The following is a 16,579-nucleotide window of genomic DNA, read 5'->3' as shown; positions in this document are numbered from 1 at the left end:
GCCCTCGATCCAGGCGCGGACCTCGCCGCTCTCGATCAGCCGCTTGGCCTCGTCGTGCCCGGTCGCCTTCACGAAGCGCTCGACCGTGGCGGCCGAGAGGGTGGTGATGTCGCGCTCGGCGGGCAGCCTGCGGCGGCACCGGCCGCTCCGCCGAAGGCCGCCGAGCCGCTGACGATCATCTACGCGAGCGAATCCGGCAACTGCGAGGCCCTGGCCGGCACCGTCGCCAAGCTCGCGCGCAAGCAGGGCTTCAAGCCGAAGGTCATCGACTTCGCCGACCTCGACCTCGCCGTGCTGCCGAAGGCCGGCAAGCTCGTCGCCATCGCCGCGACCTGGGGCGAAGGCGAGCCGCCCGCCCGCGCGACCCACACCTACAACGCCCTGATGAGCGACGGCGCCCCGCGCCTCGACGGCGTCGAGTTCGCGGTGCTCGCGCTCGGCGACACCTCCTACGCCGAGTTCTGCGCCATCGGTAAGGCGCTCGATGCCCGTTTCGAGACGCTGGGCGGCAAGCGGGCGGCCGAGCGCGCCGACCTCGACCTCGACTACGAGAGGCCGGCCGCCGCCTGGATCAAGGACACGCTGAAGGCGCTGGCGCCGGCCCCGGTCGCCGCCGACAACGTCGTGGCGGTCGACTTCGCCCGCGCCACGGCTGCCGAGGACGAGGATGCCGAGCCGAGCCGAGAGCCAGTCGTGGTCGAGGTGGTCGAGCACGTGAACCTCAACTCGTCGCGCTCGGACAAGGAGACGATCCACCTCGCGCTGGCCTTCGAGGACGGCGCGCCCGCCTACGAGCCCGGCGACTCGCTCGAGATCTACCCGGAGAACGACCCGGCCCTGGTCGAGGAGATCCTGAAGGCGACCGGCCTGACCGGCGACGAGGCCCTGCGCCGCTCGCTGCTCGCCGAGCGCGACATCACCACCCTCTCGGCCGCCACGGTCGAGCGCTTCGTGAAGGCGACCGGGCACGACGAGGCCAAGCGGCTGATCGAGAGCGGCGAGGTCCGCGCCTGGATCGAGGGCCGCCACCTCATCGACCTGATCGAGACCTACCCGGCGGCCCTGACCGCCGAGCATCTCGGCGGCATCGCCCGTCCGCTGCCGCCGCGCGCCTACTCGATCGCGTCCTCGCGCAAGGAAGTCGGCGACGAGGTCCACCTCGTGATCGCCGCCGTGCGCTACGAGACCCACGGCCGGGCGCGGACCGGAGTCGCCTCGACCCACGTCGCCGACCGGATGTCGGACGGCGCCAAGCTCCGGGTCCGCCTGAAGCCGAACCGCCACTTCCGCCTGCCCGCCGACCCGGCGACCGACATCATCATGGTCGGGCCCGGCACCGGCGTCGCCCCGTTCCGCGCCTTCGTGCAGGAGCGCCGCGCGGTCGAGGCCACCGGCCGCTCATGGCTGTTCTTCGGCGACCGGCACTTCACCCACGACTTCCTGTACCAGCTCGAATGGCAGGAGGCGCTGGAGGACCGCTCGCTCACCAAGATCGACGTGGCGTTCTCGCGCGACCAGCCGGAGAAGCTCTACGTGCAGCACCGCATCGACCAGCATCGCGAGGAGCTGGTGGAGTGGCTGGAGGGCGGCGCGCACCTCTATGTCTGCGGCGACGCCAAGGCGATGGCCAAGGACGTCCGCGTCGCGGTCGAGAACGCCTACGCGGCGGTGAAGGGCCTGAGTGCCGACGATGCCGCAGCGGCGGTGTCGGCCCTTGAGCGCGCCGGGCGTTACCAGCAGGACGTGTACTGACGCCACCCCTTCCCTCTCCCCCCTGCGGGAGAGGGTGGCCCGCGAAGCGGGTCGGGAGAGGGGAGCGACGATGCCGGATACGGCGCTCCCCTCTCCCGACCCCTGCTGACGCAGGGGCCACCCTCCCCCGCAAAGGGGGGAGGGAGATGCGTCGGCAGTCGAAATGAATCGAGACGGATCACCGCCATGGACGACCACAAGCCTGCTTCCGAGCGCGTCTACGAGACCCCGCCGACCGGCCGCCCGATCGACGAGGCGGAGGCCGCGCGGGCTGCGGGGCTCGCGCACAACGAGCACCTGAAGATCGCGAGCGGCTATCTCCGCGGCGGCTTGGCCGACGGGCTGCTCAAGCACGCCACCGGCGCGATCTCCGACGATGACGGCCAGCTCGTGAAGTTCCACGGGATGTACCTGCAGGACGATCGCGACCTGCGCCCGGAGCGGACCAAGAAGAAGCTCGACAAAGCCTACGCCTTCATGATCCGCCTGCGCATCGCCGGCGGCGTCATCAGCCCGAAGCAGTGGCTGGCGCTGGACGACATCGCCACGACCTATGCCGGCGACGCGATCCGCGCGACGACGCGCCAGACCTTCCAGTATCACGGCGTGATCAAGTCGAACCTCAAGCGCACCATGGCGGCGATCGACGCCGCGCTGCTCGACACCATCGCCGCCTGCGGCGACGTCAACCGCAACGTCATGGCCGCGACCAACCCGGCCCAGACCCACGCGCACGCCGCGGCCTACGAGCTGGCCAAGGACATCTCCGATTCGCTGCTGCCGCGGACCAACGCCTGGCGCGAGATCTGGCTCGACGGCGAGAAGGTCGTCGGCGGCGAGGAGGAGTTCGAGCCGGTCTACGGCAAGACCTACCTGCCGCGGAAGTTCAAGATCGTCGTCGCGGTGCCGCCCTCGAACGAGGTCGACGTCTTCGCGCACGACCTCGGCTTCATCGCGATCCTCGACAAGGCCAACAAGCTCACCGGCTGGAACGTCACCGTCGGCGGCGGCATGGGCATGACCCACGGCGAGCCGGACACCTTCCCGCGCACCGCCGACCTGATGCTGTTCTGCAAGCCGGACGAGGCGGTGAAGGTCGCCGAAGCGGTGATGACGGTGCAGCGCGACTGGGGCAACCGCACCAACCGCAAGAACGCCCGGCTCAAGTACACGATCGAGCGCTACGGCCTGAAGGCGTTTCGCGCCGAGGTCGAGAAGCGCGTCGGCAAGGCCTTCGCCGACCCGAAGCCGTTCACCTTCACCGGCAACGGCGACCGCTACGGTTGGACCGAAGGCGACGACGGCCGCCATCACCTGACGCTGTACGTGCCGTCGGGCCGGATCAAGGATTACGAGGACGGCCCCAAGTTCCTGAGCGGCCTGCGCCGGATCGCCACCGAGCACGAGGGCGACTTCCGCCTCACCGGCAACCAGAACGTGATCATCGCCAACGTGCCCTCCGAGAAGCGGGCGGCGATCGAGGCGCTGGTCGACGAATACGGCCTGACCAAGGGCGCCGGCGCCCTGCGGCGCAACTCGATCGCCTGCGTCGCGCTGCCGACCTGCGGCCTCGCCCTGGCCGAGAGCGAGCGCTACCTGCCCGACCTGATGACCGAGCTCGAGGCGAGCCTCGCCCGCCACGGCCTGCAGGACGACGAGATCACGATCCGCTCGACCGGCTGCCCGAACGGCTGCGCCCGCCCGTTCATCGCCGAGATCGGCCTCGTCGGCCGCGGCCCCGAGCGCTACCACCTCTACCTCGGCGCCGCCTTCGACGGCTCGCGCCTGGGCAAGCTCTACCGCGAGGACGTGAAGGCCGACGAGATCCGCGACACCCTCGACCCGCTCTTCGCCGACTACGCGCGCGGCCGCAATCCGGGCGAGCGCTTCGGCGACTACCTCGTCCGCGCCGGCCACGTGGCGAAGACCACCAATGGGCCCGACTTCCACGACAACATCGGCGCGCTGAAGCCCGCCGCCTGACGCGAAACCGCCTCCGCGCCGCGAGCGTTCGGAAACCTCGGCTCGCACCTCGCGTTGCGCCTGCATCGGCGTAACCCGGGGGCGACCATGAGTGATGCGAAGGCGATCCGCTACGCGGTGGTCGGCGGCGGCTGGATCTCGCAGGCCGCCTTCATGCCGGCGGTGGCGCAGACCGGCAATTCCACGATCACGGCGCTGGTCACCGGCGATCCGGAGAAGGCCGCTTCGCTCGGCGAACGCTATCGCCTGACCACCTTCTCCTACGACCGCTACGCCGAGGCGCTGGCCTCCGGCCTGTTCGATGCGGTCTACCTCGCGCTGCCGAACGCGATGCACCGCGACTACGCCGTGCCCGCGCTGGAGGCCGGCATCCATGTGCTGCTCGAGAAGCCGATGGCGACGAGCGTCGCCGAGTGCGAGGCGATCATCGCCGCGGCCGAGCGCGGCAACGCCCGGCTGATGCTGGCCTACCGCCTGCACTTCGAGCCCGGCTCCCTCGACGCGATCGAGCGGGTGCGGACCGGCGCGATCGGCGAGCCGCTGGTCTTCACCGCGACCTTCGGCCAGCACGTCGCGACCGAGAACCACCGCGCGCACCAGGGCTACTGGGCCGGGCCGGTGCCGGACATGGGTACCTATCCGATCAACGCCGTGCGCAACCTGTTCGCCGACGAGCCGGTCGAGGTCCACGCCCACGGTGCCCGCCGGCCGGGAAGCCCCTACGCCTTCCACGGCACCGTCGCGGTCACGCTCCGTTTCCCCGGCGACCGCCTCGCGCAGTTCACCGTCTCCTACGAGACCGACTCGGTCGACGCCTACCGCATCGCCGGGACCGAGGGCGACCTCCTGATGGCGCCGGGCTTCACCTTCGGCCAGTCGCTCGCGGGCGAGCTGACCCGTGGCGGCGAGACCGAAGCCCTGTCCTATCCGAGCGTCGACCAGTTCGGGGCCGAGACGCGGTACTTCTCGGATTGCATCCTGAACAGACGCGTGCCGGAGCCGGACGGCGAGGAGGGGCTGGCCGACGTCCGCATCCTTGCCGCGATCGAGCGCGCGCTCGAGACCGGCCAGCCGCAGGCCCTTGCGCCGATGCGACGCCGAACGCGGCCGGACGCGTCGCAGGCGATCGCGCTGCCCGAGATCACGCCCCCGGACCTCGTCAACGCCGCCAAGCCGGGCGGCTGAACGCAGCGAGCGGCCGGCGATGCGACCGGCCTCGCTCTTACCCATCACCGCGTGCTGAAGTGATCGCGCCGAGTGGACCTCGTAAGCAGCATGATCTTGGGATCACGCGGCCGTCTGCGGTGTCGCTGCGCGGCATCTCGGCACCAGGGACGCGCGGGAGGCGGCGATCGACGAAGCGCCCAGCTCATGCGCGTCGGAACAAGGTTCGTCATGCGTCGCCATGTTGCCTCGCAGCAAACACGTGCTGCCCTGCAAAGACCAAAGCTTGACGGTAAGATGCGGATAAATCTCCGCGCGCGTCGAACGAAGTGGGGCCGTGCTCGTTATCCCGAAAATCCATACGGGACCGAGACATGGGCAAGCACGAAATCCTCGGATACTTCGAACACCGCCGCGACGGCGCCTGGGTCTGCGTCCGTCCGTTCACGCTGACGACCAAGAGCGCGGCGGTCGACATCCGCCAGGGCATGCGCTTCGACTACGGCAAGCGCGTCGGCGGCGTCGACCTCGCTGAATACCTCGAGCAGCTCGGCTCGCAGTTCGGTTCGTAAGCCGTCTGCTTTTTCGGCGTTCGATCGATCAGGGTGATGCGGGCCCTCCGGCCCGCGTCGGTCACAAGCGATAGGCGGTCCGGCAGCCGCCCCAGTGGCGCCCTTTGATCTTCAGCGGTGCGTCGACTTCGGTCACCATGATGATCTGGGTGCCGAGTTCGCGTCGGTAGACCTGAAGCGTCACCGGCCGCATTGAACGCGCCGCCGTGATGCCGGTCCGGTCGTCGAAGATGCGCAGGTTCCGCGCGTTGACGTGGTTCCACATCGGGTCGTCGCTGCGCTGCGGCTGCGAGTAGACCCGGTTGTGGAACGGCAGGAAGCCGTTGCGGTCGGTCAGGATACAGAACATCATCCGCTCGTCGCGCCCGAGTTCCGCCTCGAGGATCGGTCCGAGCAACCGCACGATCGGCTCGACCGAGCGCGTCATGAACTGCGCCGGGTTTGAGCCGGCGATCGGCCGGTAGTCGGTGTCGAACAGGGCCGCCTCCGACACGCGCCCCGCGGCCAGCTCTCCTTCGAGGATCGACGCGGCCTGCGCCGCCAGGGCCTGGACCTTGACGATCAGCGGCGCGTGCTCCGCGTGGATCGACGCGATCTTTGCCAGCAGCTTGTCGCGGAACGCGCCGTCGTTCGCCTGGAACGCGCAGTGCACCCCCATCGCGCTCGTCGCCACCACCTGTGCCTGGACCACGCCGACGGTGTCGATCGCGATGGCGATGCCGGCCCCGACCGCGATGGATTCCCCCTCCGGCGCGCGCAGCAGGACGCCGCCCTCGCTCAGATCAACCGTGCGGGTGCTGCGCCCATCCGGCAGGCGGACCTGGAGGTCGGCCGGGTAACGATCGAACCGGCGCCGGTCGCCGAGCTCGCTCTGGCGGACCACGGTGACGAAGCGCTGGCCCAGGCGGCCGGCCTGCTCGGCCGCGGACGCGGTGGCCGACTGCATGCGCTCCGCCTGGCGGTCGAGGTCGAACGCGGCGGCGCTGGCCGAGCCCGCATCCGCGTCGAGATGCGCGACGAGGTCCGAGGTGCGGGTCGCCTCGTCGACGATGCTCGTGACCGTGCGGGCTTGGATGTCGGCGATCTCCCGGACGCTGGCGAAGGACGGGCGGACCGATTCGATGGCCCCGGCCGCGGCCTCGATCGCGGCGCCGGAGGCGGCGGCGCCTTCCCGGAGGCGCAGGACGCGGGTCCGCACCTCCTCGGCCGCCCGCGCCGTCTCGACCGAGAGCGCCTTGACCTCGGCGGCGACGACCGCGAAGCCGCGCCCGGCCTCGCCGGCGCGGGCGGCTTCGATCGTGGCGTTCAGCGCGAGCAGGTTCGTCTGCCGCGCCACCGCGGCGATCGTGTCGACGATGCCGGCGATCTCGTTGCCGGCCTGGGCCAGCGTCGCGATCAGGGCGCGCGCCTCGGAGCCGCGATCGCCGGCATGGTCGAGATGACCGCCGGCCTGCGACATGGCCGCGGCGGTCTGGCTCGCGAGGGTCGACAGGCTTCCGGTCTGGCCGGCGAGGCTCGCGGTCGCGGCGGCCGCGTTCCGCGAGACCTGGACGAGGTCGTCCATCTGCGCCCGGATCGCGGAGAGGCCGCCCTTCATCTCGGCGACGTCGCTCTGCGCGGTCTCGATCGAGCGGCTCACCCCTTCGATCGCGGAGCGGACGTCTTCCTCGATGGCGTTCACGACGTCGCCGTCGAGACGCGCCGCGACGGCCGCCACGGGCGCCACGGGCTTGGGCTGCTCGATCGCCTCCACTGGCGTGGAGGCGTCGATGGTGCGCGCTGGGGCTCTGGTTCTGAACTGGAACAGCATACCCTCAGATGTGACTGAAGTCCGCTACCATCCTGTTAACGCTGCCGGGATCATGCGAGGGACGCGGTCGAAACGGCCGGTCGCGGTTCAGGCGCCGCCCCACTGCATCGTCAGGCCGCCGTCGACGACGAGGGTGTGCCCGGTGACGTAGTCGGCATCGTCGCTGCTGAGGTAGAGGATCGCCTTGGCGATGTCGTCGGGCTGCCCGGCGCGATGCCACGGGATCCGCTCGAGCGACTTGTCGAGCACCTTCGGGTCCTCGAAGCGGTCGGCGGTCATCGGCGTCTCGATCAGGCCGGGCGCGACGTTGTTGACGTTGATCTTGTCCTCGGCGAGCTCGCGCGACAGGCTTCGGCAAAGCGATCCGACGCCCGCCTTCGACATGCCGTAGGGCGCGCTTTCCGGCGTCGGCAGGTGCTGCGCGACCGACGAGACCATCACGATCTTGCCGCGGCCGCCCTGCACCCGGCGCATCTTGATGAAGGCGCGGGCGCAGAACAGCGGCCCCATCAGGTTCACGCGCAGGATCTGCTCCAGCCGCGCATCCTCCATGTCCGCCACCGCCATCCCGCTCATCGCCTGCCCGGCATTGGCCACCAGGATGTCGATCGGCCCGAGGTCGCTGGCGATGCGGTCGAAGGTGGCGGTGACGGAGGCCGGGTCGCCGACGTCGTTCTGGATCACCAGCGCCCGGCGCCCCGTCTCCTCGACCAGGCGCGCGGTCTCGGTGATGCCGTCCGCGTCGGTGTTGTAGGTGATCGCGACGTCCGCGCCGCGCTGCGCGAACAGGAGTGCGGTGGCCCGGCCGATCCCGGAATCCGCACCGGTGATCAGGGCCTTCTTGCCTTCGAGCTTCATCGGTGCCGGCTTCGCTGCTGGAGGTGGTCCGGCCCCGCCATCGGGCCGTTTCAGCGGGCCAATTCGGGCGTCGCGGCCCGGTTCCTCACAGGTGCGCGGTCCGACATTTTGACGCTTTGCCGGATTGCGGCATACGCTCGGTCCATGACCATCGCCGTCGACCTAGAACGCATCCAGAGCGACGAGAGCGCGCCGACGACGCGCTGCCGGATCCTGGCGACGGCCGAGCGCTCGTTCCGCGAGATCGGCTACCAGAAGACCACCGTCGCCGACATCGCCAAGACGCTGAAGATGAGCCCGGCCAACGTCTACCGGTTCTTCGACTCGAAGAAGGCGATCAACGAGGCGGTGGTCGAGCGCCTGGTCGGCGAGGTCGAGGCGCTGATCTCGACGATCGCCGACGCCCCGGGCTCGCGCGCCGCGGACCGCCTGACGGCGGTGATCGGGGCCTTGTACCGCGACACCTCCGAGCGCTGCCGCGCCTTCCCGCGCATGCACGAGATGATCGAGGCGGCGATGAGCGAGAGCTGGGAGGTCTGCCGCCATCACGTCGACCGGATCGGGGCGGTGTTCGAGCGGATCGTCGTCGACGGCGTCGCGCGCGGCGAGTTCGAGACGGACGATCCGGCCGGCACGGCGCGCTGCCTGCACACGGCGATCGCGCGCTACAGCCATCCGCTGCTGGTCAGCCAGTATCCCGACGCCCCCGTGCCGGACCTCGACGTGATGATCGCGTTCCTGCTGCGAAGCCTGCGACCGGCCGGCCGCTAAGACGGGTCGGTCACTCCGATGCGGGGTTGGCCGGCTCCGGCGCGATGCCGACGTTCGGCTGCTCGCCGTCGTAGCCCTCGATGATCAGGATGTCGGCATCGGCGCCGTTCTTCTGCTTGGCGCGCGCGGCCTGGTAGCTGTCCGACTTCCAGCAGGCGAGCGCGTCGTCGTAGCTCGCGAACTCGATCACCACGTTGCGGGCACGCGCCGTCCCGGTCACCGCCTCGAAGCGTCCGCCGCGCACGAGGAAGCGGCCGCCGAACTCGGCGAAGGCGGCGCCGTTCGAGGCGGCGTAGTCCTTGTAGGCCTCCGCGTCCCGCACATCGACCCGGACGATCCAGTAGCCGCGCGTCATTCTCGTCACTCCTGTGCTGCCATCTCGGCGAGGATCGCTTGTGCCACGGCGCGCGGATCTGCGGCAGCGGTGATCGGGCGGCCGACGACGACGTGGTCGATGCCCGCCGCGCGCGCCTGGCCCGGGGTCATCACCCGCTTCTGGTCGCCGGCGGCGCTGCCGGCCGGGCGGATGCCCGGCGTCACGATCAGGCTGCCCGGGCCGACGACGGTGCGGACGGCCTCCGCCTCGAAGGCGCTGCAGACGATGCCGTCGATGCCGGCCTCGGCCGCCTGGAAGGCGCGGTGCGCGACGAGGTCGGAGATCGGCAGCGCGTAGCCGGATTCGCGCGCGTCGCCCTCGTCGTAGGAGGTGAGCACCGTCACCGCGAGGATCTTCAGGTCGGACGCGCCGCGCCCGCGCACCGCCGCGCGCATGGTCTGCGGGTAGGCATGCACCGTCAGGAAGGTCGCGCCGAGGCCGGAGAGCGCACGCACCCCCTCCTCCACCGTGTTGCCGATGTCGTGCAGCTTGAGGTCGAGGAAGACCTTGAGCCCGCGCGCGGCGAGTTCCGGCACCAGCGACAGCCCGCCGGCATAGGCCAGGCGGTAGCCGATCTTGTAGAACGTCGCCGCGTCCCCGATCCGGTCGATCAGCGCGCGGGCCGCCGCCGGGTCGTCGAGGTCGAGGGCGACGATGAGGCGGTCGCGCGGGTCGGTCGGGCTCGGGTTGGGCTGATCTCGCATCGCAGTTCCCGATCACGCGGCCGGGTGCGGTGTCAATCGCGCCCCCGCGGGGGCAGCCATGACACCGGAAGCCATGACTCCGTTCGCCGTGACCCCGCCCGCCATGACGCGAGCCACCTCGGCCTTCAGCACCGGCAGTAGCTCGGCCTCGAACCAGGGCTCCCGCTTGAGCCAGCCGTTGTTGCGCCAGGACGGATGGGGCAGCGGCAGCACACGCGGGGCACGCGGCTCGGCGAGGATCTGGCGCCAGCGCCGCACCGTGCCGGTGAGCCCGTCCGGCATCTTGCCGAGGTGCCACGCCTGCGCGTACTGGCCGATCACCAGGACGAGCTCGAGATGCGGCAGGCCGGCGAAGAGCTCGTCGCGCCAGCGCTCGGCGCATTCGCGCCGCGGCGGCTTGTCGCCGCCCTTGGCATCGAGCCCCGGGAAGCACGAGCCCATCGGCACGATCGACACCCGGCTCGCGTCGTAGAAGGCGGACTCGTCGAGACCGAGCCAGGACCGGAGGCGCACCCCCGACGGGTCCATGAACGGGATGCCGGTGCGGTCCGCCCGCGTTCCGGGCGCCTGGCTGGCGATGCACAGCCGCGCCGTGGCGGTCCCCTGGACGATCGGGCGCGGTTCCTGCGGCAGCGGCGGCCCGTAGAGCGGCGCGTCGCGGCAGATCCGGCAGGCGCGCAGGCGCGCGGCGGTGCGGTCGAAGGCGGTGTCCATGCTGGATGCGACATGGGCACCGCGTCGCGCTTCGGCGAGCCCGGACCGACGCGACCAAAAGAAACGGCGCGGGACGAGGCCCGCGCCGTGGTTGCAGTTGGGTTCGAAGCTCTGGGAAGCGGGCCGACGCTACGCCCTGCCCCGCATCCGCGGCGTGTCGAACCTCACACGCCCTTCAAGCCGGCCAGGTCGAGCGGCAGCGAGCGCAGGCGCTGCCCGGTCGCGGCGAAGATCGCATTGGAGATCGACGGCGCGAGCACCGGCACGCCCGGCTCGCCGATGCCGGTCGGTGCCGCCGAGGACGGCATGATGTGGACCTCGACCACGGGCATCTCGCTCATGCGCGTCGGCTCGTAGGTGTCGAAGTTCTTCTCCTGCACCACGCCGTCCTTGAGGGTGATGCGGTTGCGCAGCACCGACGACAGCGCGAAGCCGACCGCGCCCTCGACCTGGGCGCGGATCACGTCCGGGTTCACCGCCACGCCGACGTCGACCGCCGCGACGATGCGGTTGACCTTCACCTTGGCGTCCTCCGCCGTGATGTCGGCGACCATCGCCACGTAGGAGCCGAACGATTCGTGGGCGGCGATGCCGAGGCCGCGGCCCTTGCCGTTGGCCTTGCTGCCGGCGTCCCAGTCCGCCTTCTCGGCGGCGAGCTTGAGGACGCCCGAGAGGCGCGGGGCTCCGGTCAGAAGCGAGAGCCGGTAGGCGAGCGGGTCGACGTCGGCGGCATGCGCCAGCTCGTCGATGAACACCTCCATCGCCTGCGCGGTGTGGCTGTGCCCGACCGAGCGCCACCACAGGACCGGCACGCCCTCGCGGGCGTTGTGGACCTCGAAGCGGTAGGCCGGGAGCGCGTAGGCGGTGTCGGAGGCGCCCTCGACGGTGGTCGAATCGATGCCGTTCTTGACGATCATCGCCTCGAACGGCGAGCCGATCATGATCGACTTGCCGATCATCACGTGCTGCCATCCGACGATCCCGCCCTTGGCGTCGAGCCCGGCGCGGACCTTGTGGTAGACCGTGGGGCGGTAGTAGCCGCCGGACATGTCGTCCTCGCGGGTCCAGACGAGGTGGACCGGCGCCTTGGCCCGGGTCGCCTTGAGGATGGTCGCGGCCTCGGCGATGTAGTCGGCAGTCGGCGTCGCGCGCCGGCCGAACGAGCCGCCGGCCCATTGCGTGTGCAGGCGGACCTTGTCGGTGGTGGTGCCCATCACCGCGGCGACCGTGGCCTGCTCGATCGTCTGGAACTGCAGGCCGGCATAGACGTCGTAGCCGCCGTCCGGCGCCTGCTCGATCGTCGCGTTCAGCGGCTCCATCGCGGCGTGCGCGAGGTAGGGGAAGGTGAACTCCGCCTCCAGGACCTTGGCTGCGCCCTTGATGCCGGCCTCCGCGTCGCCGCGCTCGGAGGCGACGAGGCCGGGGCGCTTGGCCTGCTCGCGGTAGCCGGCGAGGATCGCGTCGGAGGAGTGCGTCTCGGCCGCGCCGTCGTCCCACACCACCTTCAGCGCCTCCCGGCCCTTCATCGCCGACCAGGTGTCCTTGGCGACGACCGCGACGCCGGAGGGAATCGCGACGACGTCGACGACGCCCGCGACTTTGCGGGTCGCGGCGTCGTCGAAGCTCTTCACCGTGCCGCCGAAGCGCGGCGGGCGGGCAACGACGGCGGTGACCTGGCCGGGCCGACGGATGTCGAGGGCGTAGACGGCGCTGCCGTCGGTCTTGGCCGCGGAATCCAGGCGCGGCGTACGCTGGCCGATCAGCGTCCACTGGCTCGGGTCCTTCAGGCGCGGCTCCTGCGGCACCGGAAGCGTCGCGGCGGAGGCCGCCAGCTCGCCGAACCGGGCCTGCCGGCTCGAGGCCGCGTGCCGGACGACGCCGTTCGCGACGGTGATCTCGGCCGCCGGGACCTTCCACTGGTAGGCGGCGGCCGCGACCAGCATCTCGCGGGCGGCGGCGCCGGCCTTGCGCAGCTGGAACCAGGAATTGGCGATCGCCGTCGAGCCGCCGGTTCCCTGGATCGGGCCCATCAGCAGGTTGTTGTAGCGGGCGGCGTCGGCCGGCGCGAACTCGGTGCGCACCCGCGACCAGTCCGCATCGAGCTCGTCGGCGAGGATGGTGGCGAGGCCGGTGGTGTTGCCCTGCCCCATGTCGAGGTGCTTGATGATCACCGTCACGGTGTCGTCGGCGCCGATCCGCACGAAGGCGTTCGGATCGGCCTTCACACCCGACAGGTCGGGACCGGCGGCGGCGCGGGCGGTGTTCTTCAGATCGAGGCGGAAGCCGATGACGATCGCGCCCGTCGCGGCGGCGCCGCCGGCGAGGAAGCTGCGGCGGGTCGCGCGGGGAGAGCGCGGGTCCGTCTGACGGATCTTCAGCATGGCGTGGCTCCGGTCAGTTCGGGAACGGGCGAAGGGCGTTCGAAGGGGGCGAGCGACGGGCCGTGCGATCCGCGCGAAGGGACGCGCGGACGAGCCGGATCAGGCGAGGGTGCGGGCGGCCTCGTGGATCGCCGCGCGGATGCGCTGATAGGTGCCGCACCGGCAGATGTTGCCGTCCATCGCGCCGTCGATGTCGGCCTCGGACGGTTTCGGGTTGTCGGTGAGAAGGCCGATCGCGGACATGATCTGGCCGGACTGGCAGTAGCCGCACTGGACGACGTCGAGCTTGCGCCAGGCGCCCTGCACGGCCTCCGCGACGCGGCCCGAGATGCCCTCGATCGTCGTGATCTTGGCCTCGCCGACGTCGCCGATCCTCGTCTGGCAGGAGCGGACCGGCTGGCCGTCGAGATGGACCGTGCAGGCGCCGCACTGCGCGATGCCGCAGCCGTACTTGGTTCCGGTCTTGTCGAGGTGGTCGCGCAGCGCCCAGAGCAGCGGCATCTCGGGATCGGCGTCGACGGTGTGCCGGACGCCGTTCACGGTGAGGTTCAACATCCGAGATCTCCCGCGCGCAGAACTTATGCCGTCGATGGCTAATCCTCGGACGCATCCACAAGATGTGCGTCCGCGCACGAACCGCGCACGAACCGCGAACGGTCCGGAACGTCAGTGCACGCTTCGCGCGATGGCGACAATCCTCGCCCTCGCGGCAGGCCGTTCTTAACACATCCCGCGCATCGTCGATCCGCCGCATGTTGCGGTCGGGCACCCCGCACCGGCGCCCCCTACGTCCAGCCTTCGAAGAGGCCGATGTCCGAACTGACGGTCGAGATGGTGCAGCGCGGCCGCGGTCCTTCGTCGGAGGAGGCCGTGCGCCGCCGTGGCGTCGCGCGCGACATGCGCTCGGTCCGCGAGAAGCTGACCTCGAAGACGGGCCTCGAACGGGCGTTCGACTACGAGCTGCTGCGCCTCTACGCGCAGTATCGCGCCGGCGCGGGCATCCCGCTCGGGCTGTTCGCGATGGCGCTGGCCGGCGCCGCCTGCTTCTGGGTCGAGCCGCTGGTCGCGTCGCTCTGGGCGCTGTGCGCCTTCCTGATGATCACCCTCAACGCGTCGATGAGCCGGAGCTTCCTGCGCGCCGAGCCGGACACGGTGTCGCTCGCGCGCTGGCGCCGCCGCTTCGCCTTCGGCGAGGTGCTGCAGAGCCTGAGCTGGTCGGCGTTGATCGGGCTCGGCGCGGTCGGCGGCTGGCACTTCGCGATGTTCGGCCTGGTGATCGCGGCGGCGGTCGCGACGATGGTGGCCGCCACCGTTCCCGCCGCCGCCGTCGCCGCCCTGGTGCCGCTGGCCCTGGCGACCCTGTGCCTGCTCGCCTTCACTCGCCAAATGGACGCGGTGATGCTGGTCGCGATGGCGATCGGCTCGCAGATCTTCTTCCTCGGCCTTGCCCGCCGCATCTACACCTCGACCATCGGCGCGCTGCAGTCGCGGGCGGAGAAGGACGCGGTGTTCGGCGAGCTGGAGGAGGCCAAGGCCAATTCCGACGAGGCCCGGCGCCGGGCGGAGGAGGCGAACCTCGCCAAGTCGCGCTTCCTCGCCACCATGAGCCACGAGCTGCGCACGCCGCTCAACGCGATCCTCGGCTTCTCGGAGGTGATGAAGAACGAGGTGTTCGGCCCGCACACCGCGCCGAGCTACGGCGAGTATTCCAACGACATCCACGACAGCGGGATGCACCTCCTGAACCTCATCAACGAGATCCTGGACCTCTCGCGGATCGAGGCCGGCCGCTACGAGCTCAACGAGGAGGCGGTGAAGCTCGCCCACATCGTCGAGGAATGCCGCCACATGATGGGGCTCAAGGCGCGCGGCAAGAACCAGACCTTCCTGGACTTCGTCGACGAGACCCTGCCGCGGCTCTGGGCCGACGAGCGGGCGTTGCGGCAGGTGGTGCTGAACCTGCTCTCGAACGCGGTGAAGTTCACGCCGCCGGGCGGCGAGATCACGATCAAGGTCGGCTGGACCAGCTCCGGCGGCCAGTACGTCGCGGTCAAGGACAGCGGCCCCGGCATCCCGGAGGATGAGCTCGGCACCGTGATGTCCTCGTTCGGCCGCGGCTCGCTGGCGATCAAGACCGCGGAGCAGGGCTCCGGCCTCGGCCTGCCGATCGTGAAGGGCCTCGTCGACCTGCATGGCGGAAACTTCACGCTGAAGTCGAAGCCGCGCGAGGGCACCGAGGTGATCGTCACGCTGCCGGCGAGCCGGGTGATGGACACGCTCGCCGCCGTCGCCGTCGGACCGGAGCCGGAGAAGCCCGCGGCGTCGGTCCGTGCCAAGCCCGCCGCCAGGGCCGCCTGACGCATCCCCAGGCGCGATGAGGTCCGGCTCGCGCGAGGCGGATGCGATCCCGCACGATGCCCTGTCAGGCGATCAGCCGAGCCCGCCCATCGCCCGGATCAGCGCCCACTCGGCCTCCGTCACCGGCTGCACCGAGAGGCGCGAGTTGTTGACGAGAACCATGTCCTTGAGCGCCGTCTCGGCCCTGATCGCGTCGAGGGTGACGGGATTCGGCAGCGTCTCGACGGCGGCGAGGTCGACCATGCCGAACCGGCCGCTCGCGTCGGTGTGATCCGGGTAGTACGGCTTGATCACCCGCACGATCCCGACGACGGCCTTGCCCTCGTTCGAGTGGTAGAAGAACCCGAGGTCGCCGACCTGCATCGCCATGAGCTGCTTCTTGGCGAGGTGGTTGCGCACCCCGTTCCAGTGCGTGCCGGTTTCCCCGGCGGCGACCTGCTGCGCCCACGACCAGGTCGCGGGCTCGGACTTGTAGAGCCAGTGGGGCATGCGTCTCGTCGCTTGCTCGAAGATCAGGACCGGCCGACCGCCGCGGCCCAGAAGGCGAGGCTCGCCGGGTTGATCGGCGATCCGGCCCCTGCGTTCCGCGCGGTCGCGAACGCGTAGAAGTCTTGCGCCTCCGCCTCGCCGAGCAGGTCGCGGATCGCCGTGAGGATGCGGGTGATGCGCAGGTGGTTGTGGTCGTGGGGCGCGAGCCAGCGATCGGTGTCGGCGTAGAACCGACGCATCCGCGCGAGCGCCGCGCTCAGGCCCTCGCGGGCGGCCGGATCGCGACGGATCGAGTCCGCCTCCGCCGGCGTCAGCACCGGCGCACCGGGCACCGCGCGGCTCGCCTGCTCGAGGGGGAAGCACCACTGGATGAAGTCGTGGACCGCCTCGATGCGGTCGTCGTCGAAGGCGAGCACGGTAGCCAGCGTGCGGCCGGCGCCGTCGGTGCCGCCGCCCGCGAGGAAGGCCTGGATCGAAGTCATTCGGATTCCGCCTTCAGCGGGCGGGCGAGCAGCGCGGCGACCACGTCCTCGACGCTCGCCCGCCCGGCCACGATCGCCGCGACGGCTTCCGCGATCGGCATCTCGATCCCCTGCCCGCGGGCGAGCCCGACCAGGGCGGTGGCGGTGAAGGCGCCCTCGGCGAGC

Annotated in this window: 15 protein-coding genes and 1 pseudogene; 6 read left to right on the top strand and 10 right to left on the bottom strand. The window is 70.8% G+C overall.

All coding sequences use genetic code 11. From position 1 onward, the window contains the following. The 4 genes from FV223_RS06500 to FV223_RS06480 all read left to right on the top strand — a co-directional run. The coding region (locus tag FV223_RS06500; RefSeq protein WP_147726039.1) for a flavodoxin domain-containing protein at positions 1-1,752 on the top strand (1,752 nt) is incomplete at its 5' end. Positions 1,753-1,938: 186 nt separating this feature from the next. Then, on the top strand, positions 1,939-3,735 hold the full coding sequence (locus tag FV223_RS06490) for an NADPH-dependent assimilatory sulfite reductase hemoprotein subunit (protein WP_147726037.1): 1,797 nt from the start codon (positions 1,939-1,941) through the stop codon (positions 3,733-3,735). 87 nt (positions 3,736-3,822) lie between these two features. Further along, positions 3,823-4,920, top strand: a complete 1,098-nt coding sequence (locus FV223_RS06485) for a Gfo/Idh/MocA family oxidoreductase (RefSeq protein WP_147726036.1) — start codon at positions 3,823-3,825, stop codon at positions 4,918-4,920. Positions 4,921-5,273: 353 nt separating this feature from the next. Continuing rightward, positions 5,274-5,471: a hypothetical protein gene (locus FV223_RS06480; protein ID WP_147726035.1), complete on the top strand. Its 198-nt coding sequence runs from the start codon at positions 5,274-5,276 to the stop codon at positions 5,469-5,471. A 61-nt stretch (positions 5,472-5,532) separates the two neighbouring features. On the opposite strand, the gene FV223_RS06475 is transcribed toward FV223_RS06480, so the two are convergent. Together FV223_RS06475 and FV223_RS06470 are read right to left on the bottom strand one after the other, a co-directional pair. Further along, positions 5,533-7,281, bottom strand: a complete 1,749-nt coding sequence (locus FV223_RS06475) for a methyl-accepting chemotaxis protein (protein WP_147726034.1) — start codon at positions 7,279-7,281, stop codon at positions 5,533-5,535. 87 nt (positions 7,282-7,368) lie between these two features. Further along, a complete protein-coding gene (locus tag FV223_RS06470) occupies positions 7,369-8,139 on the bottom strand; it encodes a glucose 1-dehydrogenase (RefSeq protein WP_147726033.1) in 771 nt (256 codons plus the stop codon). Positions 8,140-8,283: 144 nt separating this feature from the next. On the opposite strand from FV223_RS06470, the gene FV223_RS06465 reads away from it, so the two are divergent. Then, entirely contained in the window at positions 8,284-8,910 is a 627-nt protein-coding gene (locus FV223_RS06465) for a TetR/AcrR family transcriptional regulator (RefSeq protein WP_147726032.1), read from the top strand. A 10-nt stretch (positions 8,911-8,920) separates the two neighbouring features. Here FV223_RS06465 and FV223_RS06460 read toward each other — a convergent pair whose 3' ends face one another. The 5 genes from FV223_RS06460 to FV223_RS06440 all read right to left on the bottom strand — a co-directional run bounded on the left by FV223_RS06460 (position 8,921) and on the right by FV223_RS06440 (position 13,640). After that, a complete protein-coding gene (locus FV223_RS06460; RefSeq protein WP_147726031.1) occupies positions 8,921-9,265 on the bottom strand; it encodes a DUF1330 domain-containing protein in 345 nt (114 codons plus the stop codon). 5 nt (positions 9,266-9,270) lie between these two features. Beyond that, positions 9,271-9,990: an orotidine-5'-phosphate decarboxylase gene (gene pyrF / locus FV223_RS06455; RefSeq protein ID WP_147726030.1), complete on the bottom strand. Its 720-nt coding sequence runs from the start codon at positions 9,988-9,990 to the stop codon at positions 9,271-9,273. Between the two features lie 12 nt (positions 9,991-10,002). After that, a complete protein-coding gene (locus FV223_RS06450; RefSeq protein ID WP_147726029.1) occupies positions 10,003-10,704 on the bottom strand; it encodes a uracil-DNA glycosylase family protein in 702 nt (233 codons plus the stop codon). 164 nt (positions 10,705-10,868) lie between these two features. Then, entirely contained in the window at positions 10,869-13,085 is a 2,217-nt protein-coding gene (locus tag FV223_RS06445) for a xanthine dehydrogenase family protein molybdopterin-binding subunit (protein ID WP_147726028.1), read from the bottom strand. A 99-nt stretch (positions 13,086-13,184) separates the two neighbouring features. Next, positions 13,185-13,640 carry a (2Fe-2S)-binding protein gene (locus FV223_RS06440; RefSeq protein ID WP_147726027.1) on the bottom strand — a complete coding sequence of 152 codons (456 nt, stop codon included), beginning with the start codon at positions 13,638-13,640 and terminating at the stop codon, positions 13,185-13,187. A 255-nt stretch (positions 13,641-13,895) separates the two neighbouring features. Here FV223_RS06440 and FV223_RS06435 point away from each other — a divergent pair, with 255 nt between their 5' ends. Next, a complete protein-coding gene (locus tag FV223_RS06435; RefSeq protein ID WP_147726026.1) occupies positions 13,896-15,443 on the top strand; it encodes a HAMP domain-containing sensor histidine kinase in 1,548 nt (515 codons plus the stop codon). 72 nt (positions 15,444-15,515) lie between these two features. Here FV223_RS06435 and FV223_RS06430 read toward each other — a convergent pair whose 3' ends face one another. The 3 genes and pseudogenes from FV223_RS06430 to FV223_RS31590 all read right to left on the bottom strand — a co-directional run. Further along, positions 15,516-15,932 (bottom strand): EVE domain-containing protein, encoded by a 417-nt coding sequence (locus FV223_RS06430; RefSeq protein ID WP_147726025.1) that lies wholly within the window; start codon positions 15,930-15,932, stop codon positions 15,516-15,518. 23 nt (positions 15,933-15,955) lie between these two features. After that, entirely contained in the window at positions 15,956-16,414 is a 459-nt protein-coding gene (locus FV223_RS06425) for an opioid growth factor receptor-related protein (RefSeq protein WP_147726024.1), read from the bottom strand. After that, positions 16,411-16,579, bottom strand: a pseudogene (locus FV223_RS31590) (glycerol-3-phosphate dehydrogenase); the annotation flags it as partial. The gene FV223_RS06425 and the pseudogene FV223_RS31590, both read right to left, overlap by 4 nt.

The organism is Methylobacterium sp. WL116 (genome assembly GCF_008039455.1).
GTDB lineage: Bacteria > Pseudomonadota > Alphaproteobacteria > Rhizobiales > Beijerinckiaceae > Methylobacterium.
This window is presented reverse-complemented; position numbering and strand designations above follow the sequence as displayed.